Annotated in this window: 8 protein-coding genes and 3 riboswitches; of the genes, 5 read left to right on the forward strand and 3 right to left on the reverse strand. The window is 50.1% G+C overall.

Annotation, left to right across the window (positions count from 1 at the left end; all coding sequences use genetic code 11):
* Positions 1-188: 188 nt before the first annotated feature.
* Together OCY70_RS08320 and OCY70_RS08325 are read left to right on the forward strand one after the other, a co-directional pair.
* Positions 189-4,304: an RCC1 domain-containing protein gene (locus OCY70_RS08320; protein WP_261944757.1), complete on the forward strand. Its 4,116-nt coding sequence runs from the start codon at positions 189-191 to the stop codon at positions 4,302-4,304.
* Positions 4,259-9,796: an S-layer homology domain-containing protein gene (locus OCY70_RS08325; RefSeq protein ID WP_213430048.1), complete on the forward strand. Its 5,538-nt coding sequence runs from the start codon at positions 4,259-4,261 to the stop codon at positions 9,794-9,796. Before OCY70_RS08320 ends, OCY70_RS08325 begins: the two co-directional genes overlap by 46 nt.
* 30 nt (positions 9,797-9,826) lie before the next feature.
* On the opposite strand, the gene OCY70_RS08330 is transcribed toward OCY70_RS08325, so the two are convergent.
* Positions 9,827-11,155 carry an ISNCY family transposase gene (locus OCY70_RS08330; RefSeq protein WP_261944557.1) on the reverse strand — a complete coding sequence of 443 codons (1,329 nt, stop codon included), beginning with the start codon at positions 11,153-11,155 and terminating at the stop codon, positions 9,827-9,829.
* 523 nt (positions 11,156-11,678) lie between these two features.
* Positions 11,679-11,766: riboswitch (cyclic di-GMP riboswitch) on the forward strand.
* Between the two features lie 149 nt (positions 11,767-11,915).
* On the opposite strand from OCY70_RS08330, the gene OCY70_RS08335 reads away from it, so the two are divergent.
* On the forward strand, positions 11,916-15,767 hold the full coding sequence (locus tag OCY70_RS08335; protein WP_213430319.1) for an S-layer homology domain-containing protein: 3,852 nt from the start codon (positions 11,916-11,918) through the stop codon (positions 15,765-15,767).
* A 68-nt stretch (positions 15,768-15,835) separates the two neighbouring features.
* On the opposite strand, the gene OCY70_RS08340 is transcribed toward OCY70_RS08335, so the two are convergent.
* The gene (locus OCY70_RS08340; RefSeq protein ID WP_213430318.1) at positions 15,836-16,489 is read right to left on the reverse strand and encodes an anthrax toxin lethal factor-related metalloendopeptidase; all 654 of its coding nucleotides are present in this window, start codon (positions 16,487-16,489) and stop codon (positions 15,836-15,838) included.
* A gap of 98 nt (positions 16,490-16,587) precedes the next feature.
* A riboswitch (cyclic di-GMP riboswitch) is annotated at positions 16,588-16,675 on the reverse strand.
* 105 nt (positions 16,676-16,780) lie between these two features.
* Positions 16,781-16,870, reverse strand: a riboswitch (cyclic di-GMP riboswitch).
* 241 nt (positions 16,871-17,111) lie between these two features.
* On the opposite strand from OCY70_RS08340, the gene menA reads away from it, so the two are divergent.
* Positions 17,112-18,065 carry a 1,4-dihydroxy-2-naphthoate polyprenyltransferase gene (gene menA, locus OCY70_RS08345; protein ID WP_213430317.1) on the forward strand — a complete coding sequence of 318 codons (954 nt, stop codon included), beginning with the start codon at positions 17,112-17,114 and terminating at the stop codon, positions 18,063-18,065.
* 131 nt (positions 18,066-18,196) lie between these two features.
* Here the strand turns inward: menA and OCY70_RS08350 are convergent, their stop codons facing one another.
* Positions 18,197-18,328 carry a DUF4023 domain-containing protein gene (locus OCY70_RS08350; RefSeq protein WP_006676166.1) on the reverse strand — a complete coding sequence of 44 codons (132 nt, stop codon included), beginning with the start codon at positions 18,326-18,328 and terminating at the stop codon, positions 18,197-18,199.
* A 136-nt stretch (positions 18,329-18,464) separates the two neighbouring features.
* On the opposite strand from OCY70_RS08350, the gene OCY70_RS08355 reads away from it, so the two are divergent.
* Positions 18,465-18,935: a MarR family winged helix-turn-helix transcriptional regulator gene (locus OCY70_RS08355; protein ID WP_213430316.1), complete on the forward strand. Its 471-nt coding sequence runs from the start codon at positions 18,465-18,467 to the stop codon at positions 18,933-18,935.
* Positions 18,936-18,937 lie beyond the last annotated feature (2 nt).

An 18,937-nucleotide genomic window follows, 5' to 3' on the forward strand; every position in this document is an offset into this window, starting at 1 on the left:
TTAAAAAAACTACCCCTCGAATCATTCTAAGTCTAGTCTTTCTTGGGTAGAAAAAAGATTGCAGCGTTAAATTATGACGGATGTATGTGTGTGTTAGCGTAAAACATTGTTTTTAGGGACTGATTGTAAAATAAGGATGTGAGATAAATATGAGACGTGGTACTCGTAAACTGCAGCGAGTCATATCCATGACCCTATTATTTTCTTTGTTGTTAGGGCTTCTGCCCGAGGGCCTTCTGTTTACTCCAACGGCTAAGGCCCAAATGTCGTTTAAGCAATTAACAGATGTTAATATTGTTTCAGTCGCGGTAGGTTCTTATCACCAGCTTGCCCTTGATGACGAAGGCCGGGTTTGGGCCTGGGGGGAGAATGTCAACAATAAACAGGGACTTGGGTCTAAGGGCACGCATACAGATCCAATACAAGTAACCCAGACCAATACCGGGGCACCATTGCCGAAAATAAAGCGGATCGCTGCTGGATATCAGAACTCTCTGCTGCTTGACGTGGACGGAAATGTCTGGTCGGCTGGTGCTGGAAATAACTATGCAAACGGCAATAACTCTACATCAAACTGTTCGTATTTCACACAAGTTCCTCTTACCGAAAAAGCCGTGTATATCGCGAGCGGACATTATAGCGGCATAGCGGTGGGTGAGAGCGGGAACTTGTGGTATTGGGGACGTGCCGGAGATGCAGCTGAGGGCATGAACACTACCACAAATTTACGAATACCTACAAAGATTACAACAGGCACCACAAATATAGGTAACACCGCCGATGCGGCGAACAATGTCGATATTTCCAGCATCAAATTTATTGCGGCCGAGATTACCGATTGGACCGACACCCATGGTGGCGCGGGGATCGCGCTGACGGAAGACGGTGATATTTGGACCTGGGGCGTGGGCAGAAACAGCGACGCTCTGATGCTGGCTTCCGGCGGTTCATACAGACCTAAGAAGGTTACATCGGTGCATTCTACATCTAGTATACAAACACTGCCTCGTAATATTGTAAAGATTGATGCCGGTGTTGGCTCCTTTGCTATGCTGGATGCTGACGGCAACCTTTGGACCTGGGGCGCTAACTGGGCCTTTAGTACCAACAGCGGTATCCTCGGGCAGGGAATTACAGGGAGCCATTTAGCTGCTGAAAACCGTCTCAACGCGCCGAAGAGAGTCGACTATATCAGGACCTCCAGTACGTCCACTACGAATACAGAGGCACCCAAATTTGTCGACTTTGGGCTATATGCCTGGAATCTCCATGCGGTGGACAGCGAGGGCAATATTTACGCAACAGGTGAACTCCGGTACAACACCGATATTGGTGTAGGTAACTTTAAAACTTATTTAACCAAGGGTGTCCTGCCGGCTGATGCCAATGCAGGGAAAATTCTCAGAACATCCGGCGGCCATTATGGCGGCGTGTTGTTTATTGATATTAACGGAAATGTGTGGGAGCAGGGTAACTATACCGCAGGCACTTCGTCAAAGTTGACACTTGCAACCTTTCCCAAGACTAGGGGCCTGTTTACCTCAATTTCCGCTACCGACGTATCCACTACGCCTGTATTGGATACATCAGGTAAGCCTGTAGTAGACGCATACGGAAATATCGTCTATGAGAAAAAAATCATTTACAAGGATAAGTACCTTGACGGGACTCAGGTTGCGAATCTCGTGGACTCTGGCGCGACATTGACCGCCAATGTCACGACACCAGCCGGGGCTACACTGCAAGAAGTCCAGTATGTCATGCTGTACGACAACGACCCTTATTACAAAAAAGTAGTTGAACAATTTAATAGCGGATTGGGTGAATGGGGGAACGAGGTTGTTCTGAACAACAAGAATGATAAAGGACAAGTAGTCATTGCCTCCCAGAGCTATCCGCATTTCCAGAACTACGTATCGGAAATAGTCACAGAAGAAATATTTAATGAGCTGTATACGCAAAAGGCAGATACAAGAAAAAGCGGCACTATGACTCCGACAACGACAACTGGCAGTTACACAATGACTGTGAATGACAACAGTGTTATCCTGCTGCAGTCAGTGACTTCCAAGTCGGGTGTAAAGTATACAAACCGCATGTTTTACGAGTTCGGAACCTTCCTTACACCGATCAGGCTGTATCATAAGGGTGTAAAGGAAGAGTATAATAATGATCATTTTGACAAGACTGACGTTAACTATCAAGTAGACGCCAATTTGAACTTCACGTTGTATGGCGGCAAGCCATACGAGGGGCCGAATACCAGGTTATACGGTTTATATTATGACCGTGACGGGAACTTTGTACCTGAGAAATCCATTGATTCCGTTAAAGTATACCCTGATACTGTTGACCTCTGGCTGTTAAGACCGGATGAGGCAGCACAGGTTGTAGAGATTCCTCTTAACAGTGAGATCTATCAGGAGAAAGAGGACCGCCTGGATGGGGTAGATACGTCACTGTTGCCTGATACCCGGTATTCTTCAGACGGCACTTATTACTATGATTCAGCTAACGAGGTAATGTATTATAAAGCTTCTGATGGAAAATATTATGCTTTATTCACTTATACCTATGCTAAAGACCCTAGCAAATGGGGGACAGTCAAATTACACTATATCGACACAGACCTGAATAATATAAATGTATGGGAAGATGACCTTTCCGTATTCAGGGCCAATCCTGAAGATGTCGGCTCCTTCGCTCCGATCGGCATTCCTTTCATTCAGGGACATAGCCCATTTACGCCGCCATTGCCAGAAGATCCTGATGACAAGCCGATTGGTTACATACTAGTTGATGCTGGTGGTAGTCCCGATATCAATAATCTAGTAGCCTGCTCCTTCCCGGAGGGCTTTAATCCAACCGTTTCGCTTGGTCAGGAAATTTATATTGTCTATGAGGCTGGAATGAAGACCGTTACGGAGCACTTTGTGTTGGATACCAAGGATGGCAATAAGATTGCCAAGGATTCCTCCGCCCAAATCAAGAACGGTGAAGATTATAATAAGACCGCTCATGATATCAAGGGACACGTGGCGGTTGCAGCATGGACAAAAAACATCAACGGGGACGGGGTAGAAGTATACCCGGAACAGTACGGCTCCTATGGTAATAACGTTACGGTAACTATTTCACCAGTGACTGATAACTGGGATGTTTACTATGTATATAAAGTAGATAGTAACAATGACGGAATTCCTGACGAGTATGAGGGCTGGTTAAATGTCAACTGGATTGGCGTGAATGAAGACGGCAGTACAACATTACTCGGCAGTGACAAATATATCGGCGACGGAAGGAAAAATCCAGCCGATCAGAAAGTATTTAGTGATCATGAGGGCGATACCCATGGCGCTACACAGACGCCAGGAAGCTTAAGCTGGATTTTTAACGAATCTGCGACAAAGAAGAGCAATTGGAGTGCCGCGAATGATGCGCTGAATCATGGCTTCCCAAGCTTGCCGATCACGTATAATTATGAGTTTGAGCACAAGAGCGATATCTTAAACTTCTATTATGATATCGATGCGAACGGTAACGGCGTCGCTGACAAGGACGAAGGACTGATCCGTGAGCGGTATCAAACTATTGACGGTGGAAAGCTTGTCGATGAGAACGGCGATCCGATGCTTGACGATACCACCACGAAGAAAATCGAGGGTGATACCTACAGCAAACTTGCTCCGGACATTCCTGGCTACGTCCCTGTACAGGTAAGACTTGATACCTACACTACTGCGACGGACATTGATGAAGGCACTCGTACCAATGAAACGATCGCTAACATTGATTATGTCAGCAAGTTTGGTAATGTGGTGACGTTCTTCTACATGGTCGATGCAAATAATAACGGGATTCCGGACGACTTGGAAGGGAAGATCACAGTCCAATGGGTCGCGGTTACGGCCAGCGGTTCTCAAGTGGTGTTGAATGAGCGGGAACTTTACGGCATTGGTCAAGATATCGGCCCAGGTAACCCGTGGTATGACCAATATGGTCTGGTATATGTGGCAGATACCGGAAGTGTACACGCCAACGAATTTACTCCATCCAGCCAGTGGCTGTTTGATACTGGAGAATACGATACTCCTCCAAGAGACGTGTTGACGGAGTATGGCTATACCGGTCAATGGTATTTTGACTATAAGTTTGATAGCAACAATGAGCAAAAACTTTGTTTCTATTATGATGAGGATTACAACGAAAATTCATATCCCGACAGATTGGAACCGATGTTATTACGGTTATCGGAAAAGTGGGAGATGTCGAGTTCTATAACTATGTTATTAACAAGGGCTTAAATGATAAACAGTTTGAAGTTACAGCGTTCCCGCAGGCGGCCTATCAACTGGTCTCCAGTCAGGCGCTGCAGTATAAGGATGCTAACGGTGTAATCAAACCGGTAAACGATTTGGCTGCCGCTGATGATCCGGCATCCGGACTGACCAAATCGGTAGCGGTAAACGAGAGCAGCGATAATCCGATTACTGTTGATCCAAAGATTGGGCATCAGACTGTAGTGTTTGAATATGCTTCCAATATGACGGCGGTCACTATTGAAGCTTATTATGGTGAAGGAACTAACCTGACTACGATTCCTGTTGAAGGCTTCACCAGCTTCCAGGTGCCAGCGGAAATCGGCAAGGCCTTCTCCTATCAGGCCCCGGTAATATCAGGGCATACTAATAAGCTGCCTGAGGGTGGAATAGGTACAATTACGTCTGTCAGTGCAACCGCTGCAGATAACGTGATCAAATTCTATTACACCAAGAACACAGGAGCGTTAACGGTTGTTGCCAAGGAAGACGGGAGCAATGTTGAAATTGGCAGTGCCGGACGGAATATTGCAAACGGCGACACGATAGACTTCACGGACCCCAACGCTCCGTCGACCAGCGAAATACCAGCCCTTGCCAACTACAAGTTAGTTCCGGGTAGCGGAACGGCATCGGCTGCATCTTATGACGGCATCAACGATGTGACACTGACCTATAGTTATGAGAGAAAAACTCGTGACGTTATTGTTGAAGCCTATGATCTTGATACGAATCATTTGATTGCTTCCAAGACCCTCACCCACGGAGTAGGCGCCTACTATGATATTAACGCTCTTACTTCAACGGATGCGGCTGCTCTAGCTTACTATGAGCTTACCGGAGACAACAGTAAAGCGGTATATGTGTCTAACGATGCCACAGGCGCTATTACGGTCAAGTTCTGGTATAGACAGACCAGCGGCGGCAAGATTACTTGGATAGCCTACTATCTGGATGAGAACGGCGTCGAGAGGGAGATTACGAGTCATACTGACACGTATGCGATGGATGGTACTTTAACTTCTGTCGCTGTCAGCGCTCCTTCTTTTTCCGGATGGAAGTTGGCAGATACAGCGCCAGACCATATTACGCCTGTAAAAGTCAATCTCGCAGATACAGCAACGTCGGCATATGTAGTCAAATTCAGATATGTGAGTGACAAATCTACAATTACGGTTAAGCTTCAGGATAACGCAACTCTTGCAAACGATCTTTCAACGCTTGTCAGTGGTTATCCGGCAACTCATGAAGTAATTAACAATACAGATATTACTTTGTACGCGCCGCATGTTCCTGGCTATGTGATCGTTAGCGAAGCCAGTAAGACAATTACGGTCACACAAGATGATACCGTTATATTCAACTACAAGCCGATTGAGGAAGTAGTAGACGAGTATCTGGTCAACATCACAGTGCGTGGCGTGGACAGCAGCAACAACCAGCTGTACAGCTATGTTGTGACGAAGACGAAAGATACGACTGGAACAATGACGACAGACCTGACGGCGTTTGACGTGAGCGGCTACGAGTTGGCGAAGAATTCTGTTAACGGAACGACTGCACCGATTGATACGGTAACGGTGCCGCTGGACGGTAGCGTGAACCAGGTAACCTACACGTACGAGAGCCTGAGCACGGCGGTAACGATTAAGGCAGTAATGTCTGACGGAACGACGCCTGTTCCGAACTTTACGGAAATTCTTGCACCTGCAGTGAAGGGTCAGGCGTTCAGTTACAACGCGCCGTACATCCCAGGTTACAACCTGTTGAGTACGGAAGCGATCACGAAGAGGATCGCAAGCGTAAATGATACAGACAACACATTGACATTTAAGTACGAAAAAGCTAGCGGTAACGTAGTGATCGTGCTGAAGGAGACAGATACGAACGGTGCGGTTATCCGGACCGACAGCGCAGAAGTAACATTGAACAACAGCCCGCTGACCATCACGGCACCGGATCTGACTAACGAAGGATACACGCTGATCTCTCCGAACGAGCACAACGTGAGCTACGACGGAAAGTCACAGACGGTTGAGTTCTACTATGAGAAGAACATGGCAAATGTGACCGTGAATCTGGTAGACGTGACTGATTCGACGAACCATGTGACGATGAGCACCCAGACAGGGAGCTACCGCGTAGGCGAAACGGCGGAGTTCCAAGCGAAGGATCAGCCAGGCTACAAGCTGGTGAGCAGCCCGAGCCAGATGGTAATCGTGAAAGCTGACAACAGCACGACGGTAACATTTGAATATGTGACCAAGGCAGAGGACGAAGTACTCGTTAAGGCGGTAGACAGTGTCACGAAGGAGATCTTGTACAGCTACGCAATGACAGGCACGATTGGCCACAGCGTAACGGTGAATGCACCGGAGCTGGCGGGCTGGGCGCTTGCAAGTGGCGAGGCTAGTTCGCAAAGGGTAACAGTGCCTGGGGAAGCAGTGTTCCAGTATGTACCGGACACAGTAACGGTGACGCTGAAGCTGGAGAACTATAACAGCGGAGCGGATATCGCAGCACCTGCAGGCGTAGTAACAAGCTACGTAGTGGCGAAGGGTACAGACTTCACGGCGTATGCGCCGCATATTCCGGGGTATGTACTGAAGAGCAGCCAGAGTGTTGCATTCAGCAGCTTGGTTGCCAACGACACGGCGACATTCAAGTATGTGCCGATTGAGGAAGCAGTAGACGAGTATCTGGTCAACATCACAGTGCGTGGCGAAGACAGCAGCAACAACCAGCTGTACAGCTATGAGCTGACCCGTCCGAAGAATAGCGGAGACTTTAACGTCGATGCCTTTGAGGTCAAAGGATACAAGCTGATGAGCTCCTCGCCGGCCAGCGTCACGGTAGGAGAGGACAACGAAACGGTCATCTTCGAGTATGAAACGCTGGCGACAGCTGTTACGATCCACATGGTGGACGGCAGCGGCACCGAGATCGCGCCGAGCTTCAATGTGGCGGCGACCACGGGAGAAAGCTTCAGCTACAACGCGCCATACGTTTCAGGCTACAATTTAGAGGGAGCGATCACGCAGACGATCGCGGACGTAAGCAGCGCCAACAACAGCCTGACCTTCGCGTACAGCCAGGCGAGCGGCAATGTCACGGTTGTGCTGAAGGAAGGCAGCCGCATCATCAAAACGATGAGCGAAACATTCGCGGTCAACGAGACGCGGGAAATCCCGGTTCCAGACCTGACGGCGGATCATTACACGGCTGTCAGTATGGCTGAAACAGTGACCTACACGGGAACCGCGCTGACGGTGGAATACGAGTATACGAAGGATACCGTGGATATCCCAGTCAAGGCGACAGACTATCTGACGGGCGCTGAACTGCAAACCAGCACCGTAACCGGCCAGCGCAAGGGCGAGGCGGTCACGATAGGCGCGCTAGATGTCACGGATTATGCGCTGGTGGGCAGCCCGTCCCAGATCGTCATCGCCGGCAGCGGCGAAGTCATCTTCCAGTACAGAACGCTGGCGGAAGATGAAGTGGCAGTCAAAGCGGTGTCGGAAGACGGCGCAGTGCTGCAAAGCTACGTGATGAGCGGAACCGTCGGCGAAACCATCACCGCGGCGGCGCCGGACATCCTGGGCTGGAAGCTGACCACAGCCACCACCCAGGAGGCGATAGTAGGAACCGATAAGGAAATCATCTTCCGGTATGAGAAGGATGTCGTCACGATAACGGTGAAGGCGGTAGACGATCTGGGAGCGACGATTGATGAGGAGAGCTTCCAGGCGCCAAGGGGAGGCAGCTTCACGGCCTATGCTCCACATGTCTCCGGGTATGTGTTAACCGACGAGAAGACCAAGGAACTGACCAATATAACAGCCGACGCCAGCGTCACTTTCCGCTACAAGAGCATCGGTGAAGATCGTATCGTATTCGTACATTATGTGGATCGTGCGAACAATGAATTTTTGAAGGAATCGGTTCCTTATGTCGGAAAAGTCGGGTCAGAACTTACATTGACTGCGCAAGATATTACGAAAACGGACAAGGTATACAAACCTGAAAGCTATACCTTCAATTACGTAATCACAGACGACTTCAACCAACAGCACACGTTCTTCTATAACGAAGATGAGGGCGAGACGTACATGGTAACTGTCCATTACGTGGATCAAGAATCGGATAAGGCGTTGAAGGCTCCATCCACTTTTACAGGTAAGGCAGGGGAAGTTCTGTGGTTGAGAGCGGATCAGATTACGGTAACCGATGTCGTGTACTCGGAAGCAGATGCCGCATATTCGGTAACAGATGTCGTATACACGCCTCTGAAATTCAATCATCTATATACGATTACGACGGCTCCGGATCAGCAGTATACGTTCCATTACGTCAAGGGAGAGTACGGTGATATCCAACTTCTGACGATTAACCATCTGGAAGCCGGGACGGACGATGTGCTGAGAGACTCTGAGCAAGTCAAAGGAAGAACAGGAGAGGAGATTCTGTATCGACCGGCTCCAATAACGGTAACGGGCGTTGTCTACCATCCAGAGCATTCAAGTTACAGGTATACCTTCTCTGACGAACCGGATCAGGTGCTTACTATTCAATACATCAAGGATTCTTCACAGACGGAGCGTCAACTGACGGTGAAGTATCTGGAGCAGGGCACAGGCAGAGAGCTGGCTGGGCCGACGACGAAGAGCGGCAAGCCCGGAGACAAGGTTACTTTGGCGGCAGTATTGGTGTCGGGCTACACATCTGTGAAGTCCAGCGATACGTATACGTTCACCGAAGAGGAAGGACAGGTATACATTTTCTACTACACGAAAAATTCGTCCAATCCGGATCCGGATTCCGGCGGTAGTTCGGGCGGAAGTTCGTCTACAGAAACGCCAACAGACCCGCTTCCTCCGGTGTCGCCATTGCCTCCGGCTCCACCGAAGCTGGAAACGGAGCATCATTACAACTATATCAACGGCTATCCGGACGGCACGATTAAGCCGGAGAACCTGATTAGCCGGGAAGAGGTCGCCGCGATCTTCTATCGCCTGATGGACATTGAGAGCCGCGCGAACTATTTGACCGACAAGAACTCCTTCTCGGATGTAGCCAGCGGCCGTTGGTCGAACAAACACATCTCGACGATGGAACATGCCGGACTGATTACCGGCTATCCGGATGGTACCTTCAAGCCGGGCCGTTCCATAACCCGGGCGGAATTCGCAGCGATTGCGTCCCGATTCGACAAGCTCAATGAACAGGCGAACGACATGTTCTCCGATATTGCCGGGCATTGGGCGGAGAAATATATCGTGTCGGCTGCGAACAAAGGCTGGATCAAAGGCTATCCGGACGGCACCTTCAAGCCGAACCAGCACATTACGCGCGCGGAAGCGATGGCGTTCATCAACAGGATGCTGAATCGGAAGGTGAAGGCGGACGATATCCACGAGGATGCGAAGCAATGGCTGTCAATCGTCTGTGAAAATGTCACTTTAACTGTGCTATGAAAATGTCACTTGTGTGATCAGAGGTCAGCCTTACCAGGTGACCTCTGCATAGCTATTATGTTGCGAATACATTGCATCTTGGAACGAACTGTTTTTTGTGGTACGCTTATTTTTAGTGTTATCATACGTGGTTTTCCACGGATGATTCTGGGCGGGTTTGCGTGGCGACGCAGAACTCGCCTTTTTTGATCCAGACGTCTTGCGCTGTGGCTTCTGAGTTTCTTTGAGTGCCCAGGGCTGGCCTTGGTGCCACAACAATACATCCCCTGTTAACGTCTCCCGCACTTCAACCGTCGTTTTTGCATCCAGACGAAGGGAAGCAGGCTGGGCAAGGGTATAGCACTTTCCGTTGTACGAGAGGGTGTTTCCGGTCCCGAGTTGCCGATAATTGCGAAGCGTGAACACATGATTTAAATCGATAGACGGATCAAGCTTCAGGTAAGCCGAATCGGTCATTTTTGGCTCTATGGCAAATTTGTGATTGTGCTTCTGCAATAGGCTGGGCAGAGCCGCGTTCGCCTCTTCCAGCGTCTTGATGCCAAGAAGCCGCAGTTCGATCACCAAGCGATCCTGAAATGTTTGCCAGAGGCGTTCTACCCGTCCCTTGGCTTGCGGTGTAATTGCCTTGATGTGCTCAATATGCAAGTCAGCCATCGCTTTGCCGAAGTGGGAGAGCGGTTTGGTCTCCCCAGCGAGCTCTTGCTCGAGCGTCAGCTTTTCGTTAGGCGACCGGAAAATCGTATGCCGATCACTGTAAAGCCCAAGGGGAACCCCGTATTTTTCTATCCCTTGCTGCATGACTAGAGAGTAGGCCTCCCGGCATTCGTTCGGACGAAAGACGGCACCGACAACGGTACCTGTTGCATCGTCAATCGCAGCATGCAGCGTAAAGGATGAAGCCCGATCCTCCAACCATGCATAAGGAGTTGCGTCAATCTGCCACAGCATGCCGGCTTGCGGTTTGCGTTCCCGTGGCGGATGGGCTTTACTGCGACGCCGCTGCTTGGCTTGCTTGAGCCCACTAGCCAGAAGGATACGTCTCACGCTGGAAGCGCTCAGTGTCAACGATTCATGCTCCTCAAGAAGCTCTGCGAAGTGGCAGCAATTGCTTCCGTAATACTTGGCTGTGTACAGCTCAACGATTCGTTCCTTCACTTCATTGGGAAGGGCGTGATGAGGCTGTTTCCCCCGATTCTTGTGTATAAGTTCTTGTGCTCCTTTTCCGGATTGGTATTTCTTCTTTAGCCGAATGACTTGGCGTTCTGATAAACCCAGCGCTGCCGCTCCCTCCCTATTGGTCATCCGCCCATCTATGATTTTCTCCACAACGAGTACCTTCTTCATTTCTGCTTTCGTCAATGTCAATATCTCCTGTCCCATAGTGACATTATCTCAGAACAGTTATAGGGTGACATTATCACAGAAGAACAACAGGATGCGAAGCAATGGCTGGACAATAAGCCGGGGAAATGGTATTATGCGGATGTAATGGAAGCGGCCAACCATCACGAATATACCCGCAACGAAGATGGCTATGAAGTCTGGACCACTATTAATCCAGATCGAATCTATCCTTAATGCAGGCTGGTCTGCATAACAAGAAGCTCCTTTCGCGGCAAACTGCCCGGGAGGAGCTTCTTCTATGTATATTATGGATTAGCCGAGAGCTTGTCATCGTTGCAGAGGTCCTTGTAGCTTGGCGTCGGCCTCTTTCGACAGGTCCATCCGCTGGAAGAGTACATGGTCAATTCCAGGGGATTTTCGGGATTTGTGTAGTATTTGAAAATGCGCCATAATTTCGAAAAAGGGAATTGACAAATGGTGGATAGACCGATATATTGAGCATTAACTAGTACTTTAGCTGGGTATGCTTGGATACGCCAATTACATAGGGCACACTAATCGAAAGATTAGGCCGCAAAGCTTAGGAATCTAAAGGCCCCCAGGCCTATGATCGTCCGGCTGCATTTAACAATCGTTAAATTGCAGCCGGATTTTTTTATTTTTCATAGGGCGGTTCTCCGCGGTATTTTTGGCCCGCCGAACGATATAAATAAGACGTGAGGAGGCAATTTTACTCTGCAAAGGAGGACTCAGATGAAAAAATGAGGAGGAAACTATGAAACGCCGATTCAGACTAGTAGTCACATGGTTGTGTATGTTGAGTGTCGCATTTGGGACGATTCCGGGCACGCTCGGCGCCCAGGCGGCGAATTCCGGGGAGCTGGAGTGGCCGAGTCCGGGAGCCGTGAAGCTCACGAAGGAAGCGAACCCGGTCGAAGGCAAGCTGGATGAATGGGATATTACACTGACAATCGAAGGCAAGAACCTGAAATCGGGCTCCTCGGATATTGTGCTCGTGATCGACAAGTCGGGCAGTATGACCCAGAAACCGAACCAGAATCGATTGCTGAAGGCCACGGACGCAGCCAAGAAATTCGTTGACAATCTCTTGATTGAAGACTCGGAAACAAGAATTGCAGTCGTAACCTTCAATAAGACTTCTCAGCAGGTATCTGATTTCAAAGGCCTTGACCAGAAGACGGAGTTGAAACGTGTCATTGATAATATACAGGCGACCGGGGGAACGAATATTCAGGCCGGACTGCACGAAGCTCAGGAGCTCTTAAAGACAAGCCGGGCCAACAACAAAGTGATCGTTCTGCTGAGTGACGGGGAGCCTACGTACAGTTACAAGGCCGGCAAAGCAGTCCCTGGATCATGGGGTAACAATGCTCACAATTATGCACTCTCAGATTTTGATTATCGCGACAATAAGATAATTGGTTCGGGCAGCAGATATGAATTAAGGTACGGTTGCAGTATTTTTGGATGTACCTTTAATGATTCCTATTCTGTTAATGGTTATGGCGTATTTGATAATGGGATCGGCACGATTTCCGAAGCCAAGCTGGCCCACGATGCGGGTATCGGCATTTATTCCATCGGGTTGGATGTCGGCAACAATAGCAATGCAACCAATACGTTGAAGGATGTAGCGAACAAAGGTTATTATTCGGGCAGCAGCGACAGTCTGGAGCGAATTTTCTCCGAGCTGGCCAGCAAAATTGCCTTTGCCGCGGAAAATGCGGTAGTCACTGACCCTATGGGGGACATGTTCGATCTGAAGTTGAAGGGAAGCTCCTTCGGCCCGGACGACTATAAGGTCTCTCAAGGGGAGGTCACCTGGAACCCGCAAACCGAGACGTTGAATTGGAACATCGGCAATGTCACGGAAGGGAATCCAGCGACTCTTACTTACCGGGTCAAAATGGATCACTCTAAAAACCCGGATCCGAAACAATTGTACCCGACTAACAAGACAACGACGATGAATTACACCGATGCCAAGGGTGACCGTACATCGAAGGATTTCGAAGTGCCGAGAGTGGGCTTGGGTAAAGGTTCGATTCTCGTAAAGGCGTATACGGTTAATGCCAACGGCAAGCCGGTCAATTCAGACGGTCAAGAAGTCGAGCGTCCGGATTTGGCCCAAGAGCTGTACAGCCGCTACCACGAGGAGAATGGAAGCGATGCGCTTGAGGTCGGCCAATCCTATACCATACCTGCGCCAACGGTACCAGGTTACACTTTGAGAGTTGGGGAGAATCGAACGAAGGTTGATTTAACGGTAAGCAAACCATCGCCAATTATTTGGTTCGGTTACAACGATGTCCCTAACAAGCTTACGATTGTTCACCAATCGGGAGACAAGGTGCTGGAGCGCAGCGATGCGGATAAAAAGCCGGGCGAATCCATTGATGTAAGCAGCAAGAATTTCACCGGATATGAGTTCGCCAGTGCCGGGGTTAGCGAGGGCAGTGGACTGGGCGTCGACCAAGGGCATGTAACGGGCGTGATGCCTGCCAAGGATGTAACGATAACTTTTCATTACACGGCAAAGGATCAGAGCGTAAAAGTCCGTTACGTAGACCGGGCAACAGGCAAGGAGCTGCTGGAACCAAGCGTGAAGACAGGGAAGACGGGAGAAACGCTGACGCTGGAAGCCGAAGAAATTGCGGGCTATGAAGCGGAAGAGCCGAAAGCAGTGAATTATGAGCTGAAGGCTGGCGAAAATCCGAATTATATCTTCTACTATACGGCCGAGAAGCAGATCGTAACCGTGAAATACCTGGAAAAAGGTACGGATAAAGAACTGGCAGACGAAACGACGGTTGAAGGCGTAACGGGCCAGACCGTAACGCTGAAAGCGAAGCCGATCGCGGGTTATGCCCCAGAAAACGAGACGGATGAGTACACGTTCTCGGCGGAAGCTGACCAAGTATATACGTTCTACTACACCAAAGACGATCCGGCAGGCGAAGAGCGAACCGTAATCGTGCATTACGTGGATCGGGCGACGGAACAATCCCTGAAGGAGTCGGCTTCGCGCAGTGGGGAAGTTGGTTCGACGATTACGTTGACAGCGGAAGACATTACGGTGACGGACGCTGTATACAAGCCGGAACGTTATAGCGTGGAGTACCCAGTTACAGCAGACACCGAGCAGGAATACACCTTCTACTACAACAAAGTAGATGAAGACGAGACGTACACGGTAACGGTTCACTACGTGGATCAAGAATCGAATCTGGCCCTGCAAGCTCCGTCCACCCATTCCGGCAAGGCCGGGGACGTGCTGTGGTTGAGAGCGGATCAGATTACCGTTACAGACGCCGTATACACGCCGCTGAAATTCAATGAGCTTTACACGATTACAACGGCTCCTGATCAGCAGTATACGTTCTACTATGTGAAGGGCGAGCATGGCGATATCCAGCTTCTGACGATTAACCATCTGGAAGCCGGGACGAACCATGTGCTGAAAGACTCCGATCGAGTCAAAGGCAAAGCCGGCGAGCAGCTCCTCTATCGGACGTCTCCGATTACGGTCACGGGCGCCGTGTATCACCCTGAGCATCCAAGTTATCCGTATACATTCAGTGATGAACCGGAGCAAGTGCTTACTATTTTCTACAAAAAGGACCCATCCCAGACGGAGCGCCAGGTGACCGTGAAGTATCTGGAGCAGGGAACGGGCAAGCAGTTGGCTGTGCCGACGACGAAGAGCGGCAAGCCGGGAGATCAAGTGACGTTGACGGCGGTCTCGGTATCCGGCTATACGCCGGTGAAGTCCAGCGATACGTACACGTTTACCGATGCGGAAGGACAGGAATACATTTTCTATTACACGAAAAATTCGTCCAATCCGGATCCGGGTTCTGGGGGTAATCCCGGCGAAAGTAGCTCGTATACCATAACGCCGTCGCCGAAGCCGCTGCCTCCGGTGCCGCCATTGCCGCCGGTACCGCCGAAGCTGGATATGGAGAATCACTACAACTACATCAACGGCTACCCGGATGGCACGGTGAAGCCGGAGAATCAGATTAGCCGGGAAGAGGTCGCTGCCATCTTCTATCGCCTGATGGAGAATGAGAGCCGCGTGAACTATCTGACCGACCAGAATTCGTTCTCGGATGTAGCCAAGAAACGTTGGTCGAACAAACATATCTCGACGATGGAGCGGGCCGGCATCATCACCGGATATCAGGATGGCACCTTCAAGCCGGGCCAATCCATTACGCGGGCGGAATTCGCCGCGATCGCGTCCCGATTCGACAAGCTCAATGATCAAGCGAACGGCATGTTCTCGGATATTTCCGGACATTGGGCAGAGAAATATATCGTATCGGCTGCCAACAAAGGCTGGATTAAAGGTTATCCGGACGGCACCTTCAAGCCGAACCAGTACATTACGCGGGCGGAAGCGATGGCTTTCATCAACAGTGTGCTGAATCGGAAGGTGAAGGCAGCCGATATCCACGAAGATGCGAAGCAATGGCCGGACAACAAGCCGGGCAAATGGTACTATACGGACGTGTTGGAGGCGACGAACCACCACGAGTACAGCCGTTCCGAGGACGGTTATGAGTCGTGGGATTCCATCCAACCGGAACGGGTATACCCATAAGGCAGGCTCGCCTGCATGAACAAGAAGCTCCTTCCGAGGCATCTGCCCGGAAGGAGCTTCTGTGTCTATTATGGATTGGCGAACAGCTTGTCCATGAATTCATAGGTGAGGGGAGTCGTCTTTTTGAGCTCTTCCCGCGTGGCGTCGCTGTATACATACAAGCTGGCGGTCTCCGCGAAGTATTCGGTCGGATGGACCGATACATAGCCGTCCCCGTTATAGTTGACGTTCGCTTCCTGATTGAAAATGTTCTTGAATTCCTCGGTGCTGCTGATTTCATTGAAGACGATGCGGTCTACCGCATGCATGGTTTCGTGAATTTCCAGATTGAACGAATTGTGTCCCTGTCCCTTCTTGCTGTAACCGATACGGGCGACGACGACACGCTCGCTGACGCCGGGAACATCGTCCCATGTCATGCCGGTGCCTTCCCAGCCTTGCGGCGTAACGCCCTTCAAATAACTTAACTCCGGTTCGTTCGTAATGATGTCGTTCGTCAGCTTGATTTTGACGCCCTTGTCATACAGCTTGTTCAGAATGCGGGCGGGGATCTTGGCCAACCGTTCCTTCATGGCTTCGGCTTCCTTGACATTATAATCGCCGCTTGGCAGCACGACTAATTTATCGATAATGGCTTCCTCGGCGTGAACCGGATAGGCCGGCACCGTGAACAAGATAACGGCCAATACAAGCAGGCCCAACAGACGCTTGTCCCATTTCATCGCAATCTCTCCTCTGAAGCCTGGCGTCTCTGCTTCCGCGACTCTTCCATTCCGTCCGGATTGATAGAATCGCTTGCGCAGTCGGCGCCTGCTTCTATATTGGTAGCTGGCTGGCTGAGCGCTGGCGGCGCTGAAGCCCCTATAGCTTTGCGTCCCTGCTTTTCAACAGGTTTGCCTTTGTCAATACGGAGTTGACCGGTTCCTTCGCTTGTCCATCCTAATGAAAAAGCCCCGCTTACCGAAGTAAGAAGGGCTTGGAAACGTTCGCGAAAGACACGTCAAGCTATCTCTATCGGTAACTGGCTGGCATAGCGAGTCCTCTTCGCTGAAGCCCCTGTAGCTTTGCGTCGCCATCTTTCGATGGGTTTGCCTTTATCACTAGGATAGATATGCGATTGGAAGAAAAATCTAGTGTTCTATCTACCTTTAGACTAATATTGATAGAATAGCTTGTCAAGATGAATCGGCGTGCGCGGACTTGGTTTTTACGGGCTTTTTCGCGGCTTTTTTGGGGGATGCCAAGGAACTGGACTGGCCTTGGATCTGGTGGTAAAGTTTATGGGGAAAAGATGAAACAGAAAGATGCCTCTACGGGTGCTGTACATGCAAAGGAGTATGAAACGTGACCATCAAAAGCTTTCTTAAGCTGGTTGAGATCCAGACCAAAACAGCCAGCATGATCCCCTTCTTTCTCGGCAGTCTGTATGCCGTATTTCGGTTCCAGTCCTTCGAATTCAGCCATTTCTTGCTGATGCTGGCCTCTCTGCTGTCCTTCGATATGGCGACCACGGCCATCAATAACTATTACGATTACAAAAAGGCGATCAAAACCCATGGTTACGGCTATGAGGTCCATAATGCGATTGTGCAGTTTAAATTGAAGGAATCGACGGTCGTCGCCACCATTATAGCGCTGCTCGCGATCGCGATAAGCGCGGGGGTTGTTTTGTTCCTCCAGACCAGCCTGCTGATCCTGCTTTTAGGAGGATTATCGTTTTTGGTCGGCTTTTTGTACTCGCTTGGACCGGTACCGATCTCCCGCATGCCGCTCGGGGAATTGTTCTCCGGGTTGTTCATGGGGTTCGTCATCATTTTCATCTCCACCTATATTCATGTGGAAGATCATCAGCTGGCGGCCTTGTGGCTGGAAGACTGGCATGTGAAGATCGACATCAACATCATGGAAGTGCTGCTGGTGTTCCTGATTTCCATACCGGCGATTCTGTGCATTGCGAATATTATGCTGGCCAACAATATTTGCGACATGGAAGACGATGTGGAAAATAAGCGGTATACGCTGCCGGTCTATATCGGCAAGCCGAATGCGCTGGCCCTGTTCCGCATCATCTATTACGCTTCCTATCTGGACCTTATCGTCCTGTTCTTCTTGAAGGTCAACCCGATTATTCTGCTGCTTGTCCTGTGCACGCTGATACCGGTGCAGCGCAATATACGCGCTTTCCGGCAGAAGCAGACCAAGGAGCATACCTTCGTCTTGGCGGTCAAAAATTTCATCATCACGAATGTGGCCCGAATTGCCGCTCTGGGCGCAGCGATCTTGCTCAACCTAATATAGCCGTTTTTTATTTTTTGCCGTAACGTATCATCCCCCTTGCTCCCGCCAGGTCAGGCAGAGCAAGGGGGATGAACAAGTTGTAAGGGGATCGAGCGGGACCCGGTCGTTCCCTCGCCCCCTTCGCCTTTCCTCTACTTATTGGTGCTGTGCTGCTTGTTCGGCAGCTTGTTGCCCGGCGAGCCTTTGCCCTGCCGCTGCTGATTGCGCTCCGCCTTCTCCTGCGTCTCCTTCAGCTTCTCTACATAATCATGCGTATTTTCCATCGTCGGCACCTCCTTAGGCTCTTACTATTGCCAACTCCAATGATTTCATTCCGATGGCCCGGGTTGCAGAACCGAACGGAATGGATTAGAATATAAAACAATTAAGATAACTTAATTATTAAGGTGGTGGATATGATTGAAGAAGGCAAGCGATGACCTTGTCCGTCTCGTCAAGGAGATGAATGAAGCGGATTATGCCATGAATGTCATGCTGCTTCAAGCTCATGAGTCGCTGATCGACAACGAGATTACAGCGAAGCAGACGATCTTGCTCGAACTCGTTCACAAGCATGGGCGTCTGACGGTCAGCGAGCTTGCGGAGCGGATGAAGGTCTCCTCCAGTGCGGTCAGCCAGATCCTCAGCAAGCTGGAAAAGGCGAAGTACGTCAGCCGGGAGATCAATCCGGACAACCGCCGGGAAATCTTCGTTCGCCTGGCCGAGCGCGGTGAGGAGCATTTCGCCAGGGAGGAGGAGCTCGAGCGAACCATTATCGACCGCTACTATTCCCAGCTCGATTATGAGGAAGTTGTGACATTGAGGAACATCATCTTGAAGCTCAAAGGAATCGTAGAGAAGGATTGCAAGGGCAGGGCGGAGACGAATTGATT

Source organism: Paenibacillus melissococcoides (assembly GCA_944800085.1).
GTDB classification, from domain to species: domain Bacteria; phylum Bacillota; class Bacilli; order Paenibacillales; family Paenibacillaceae; genus Paenibacillus_B; species Paenibacillus_B melissococcoides.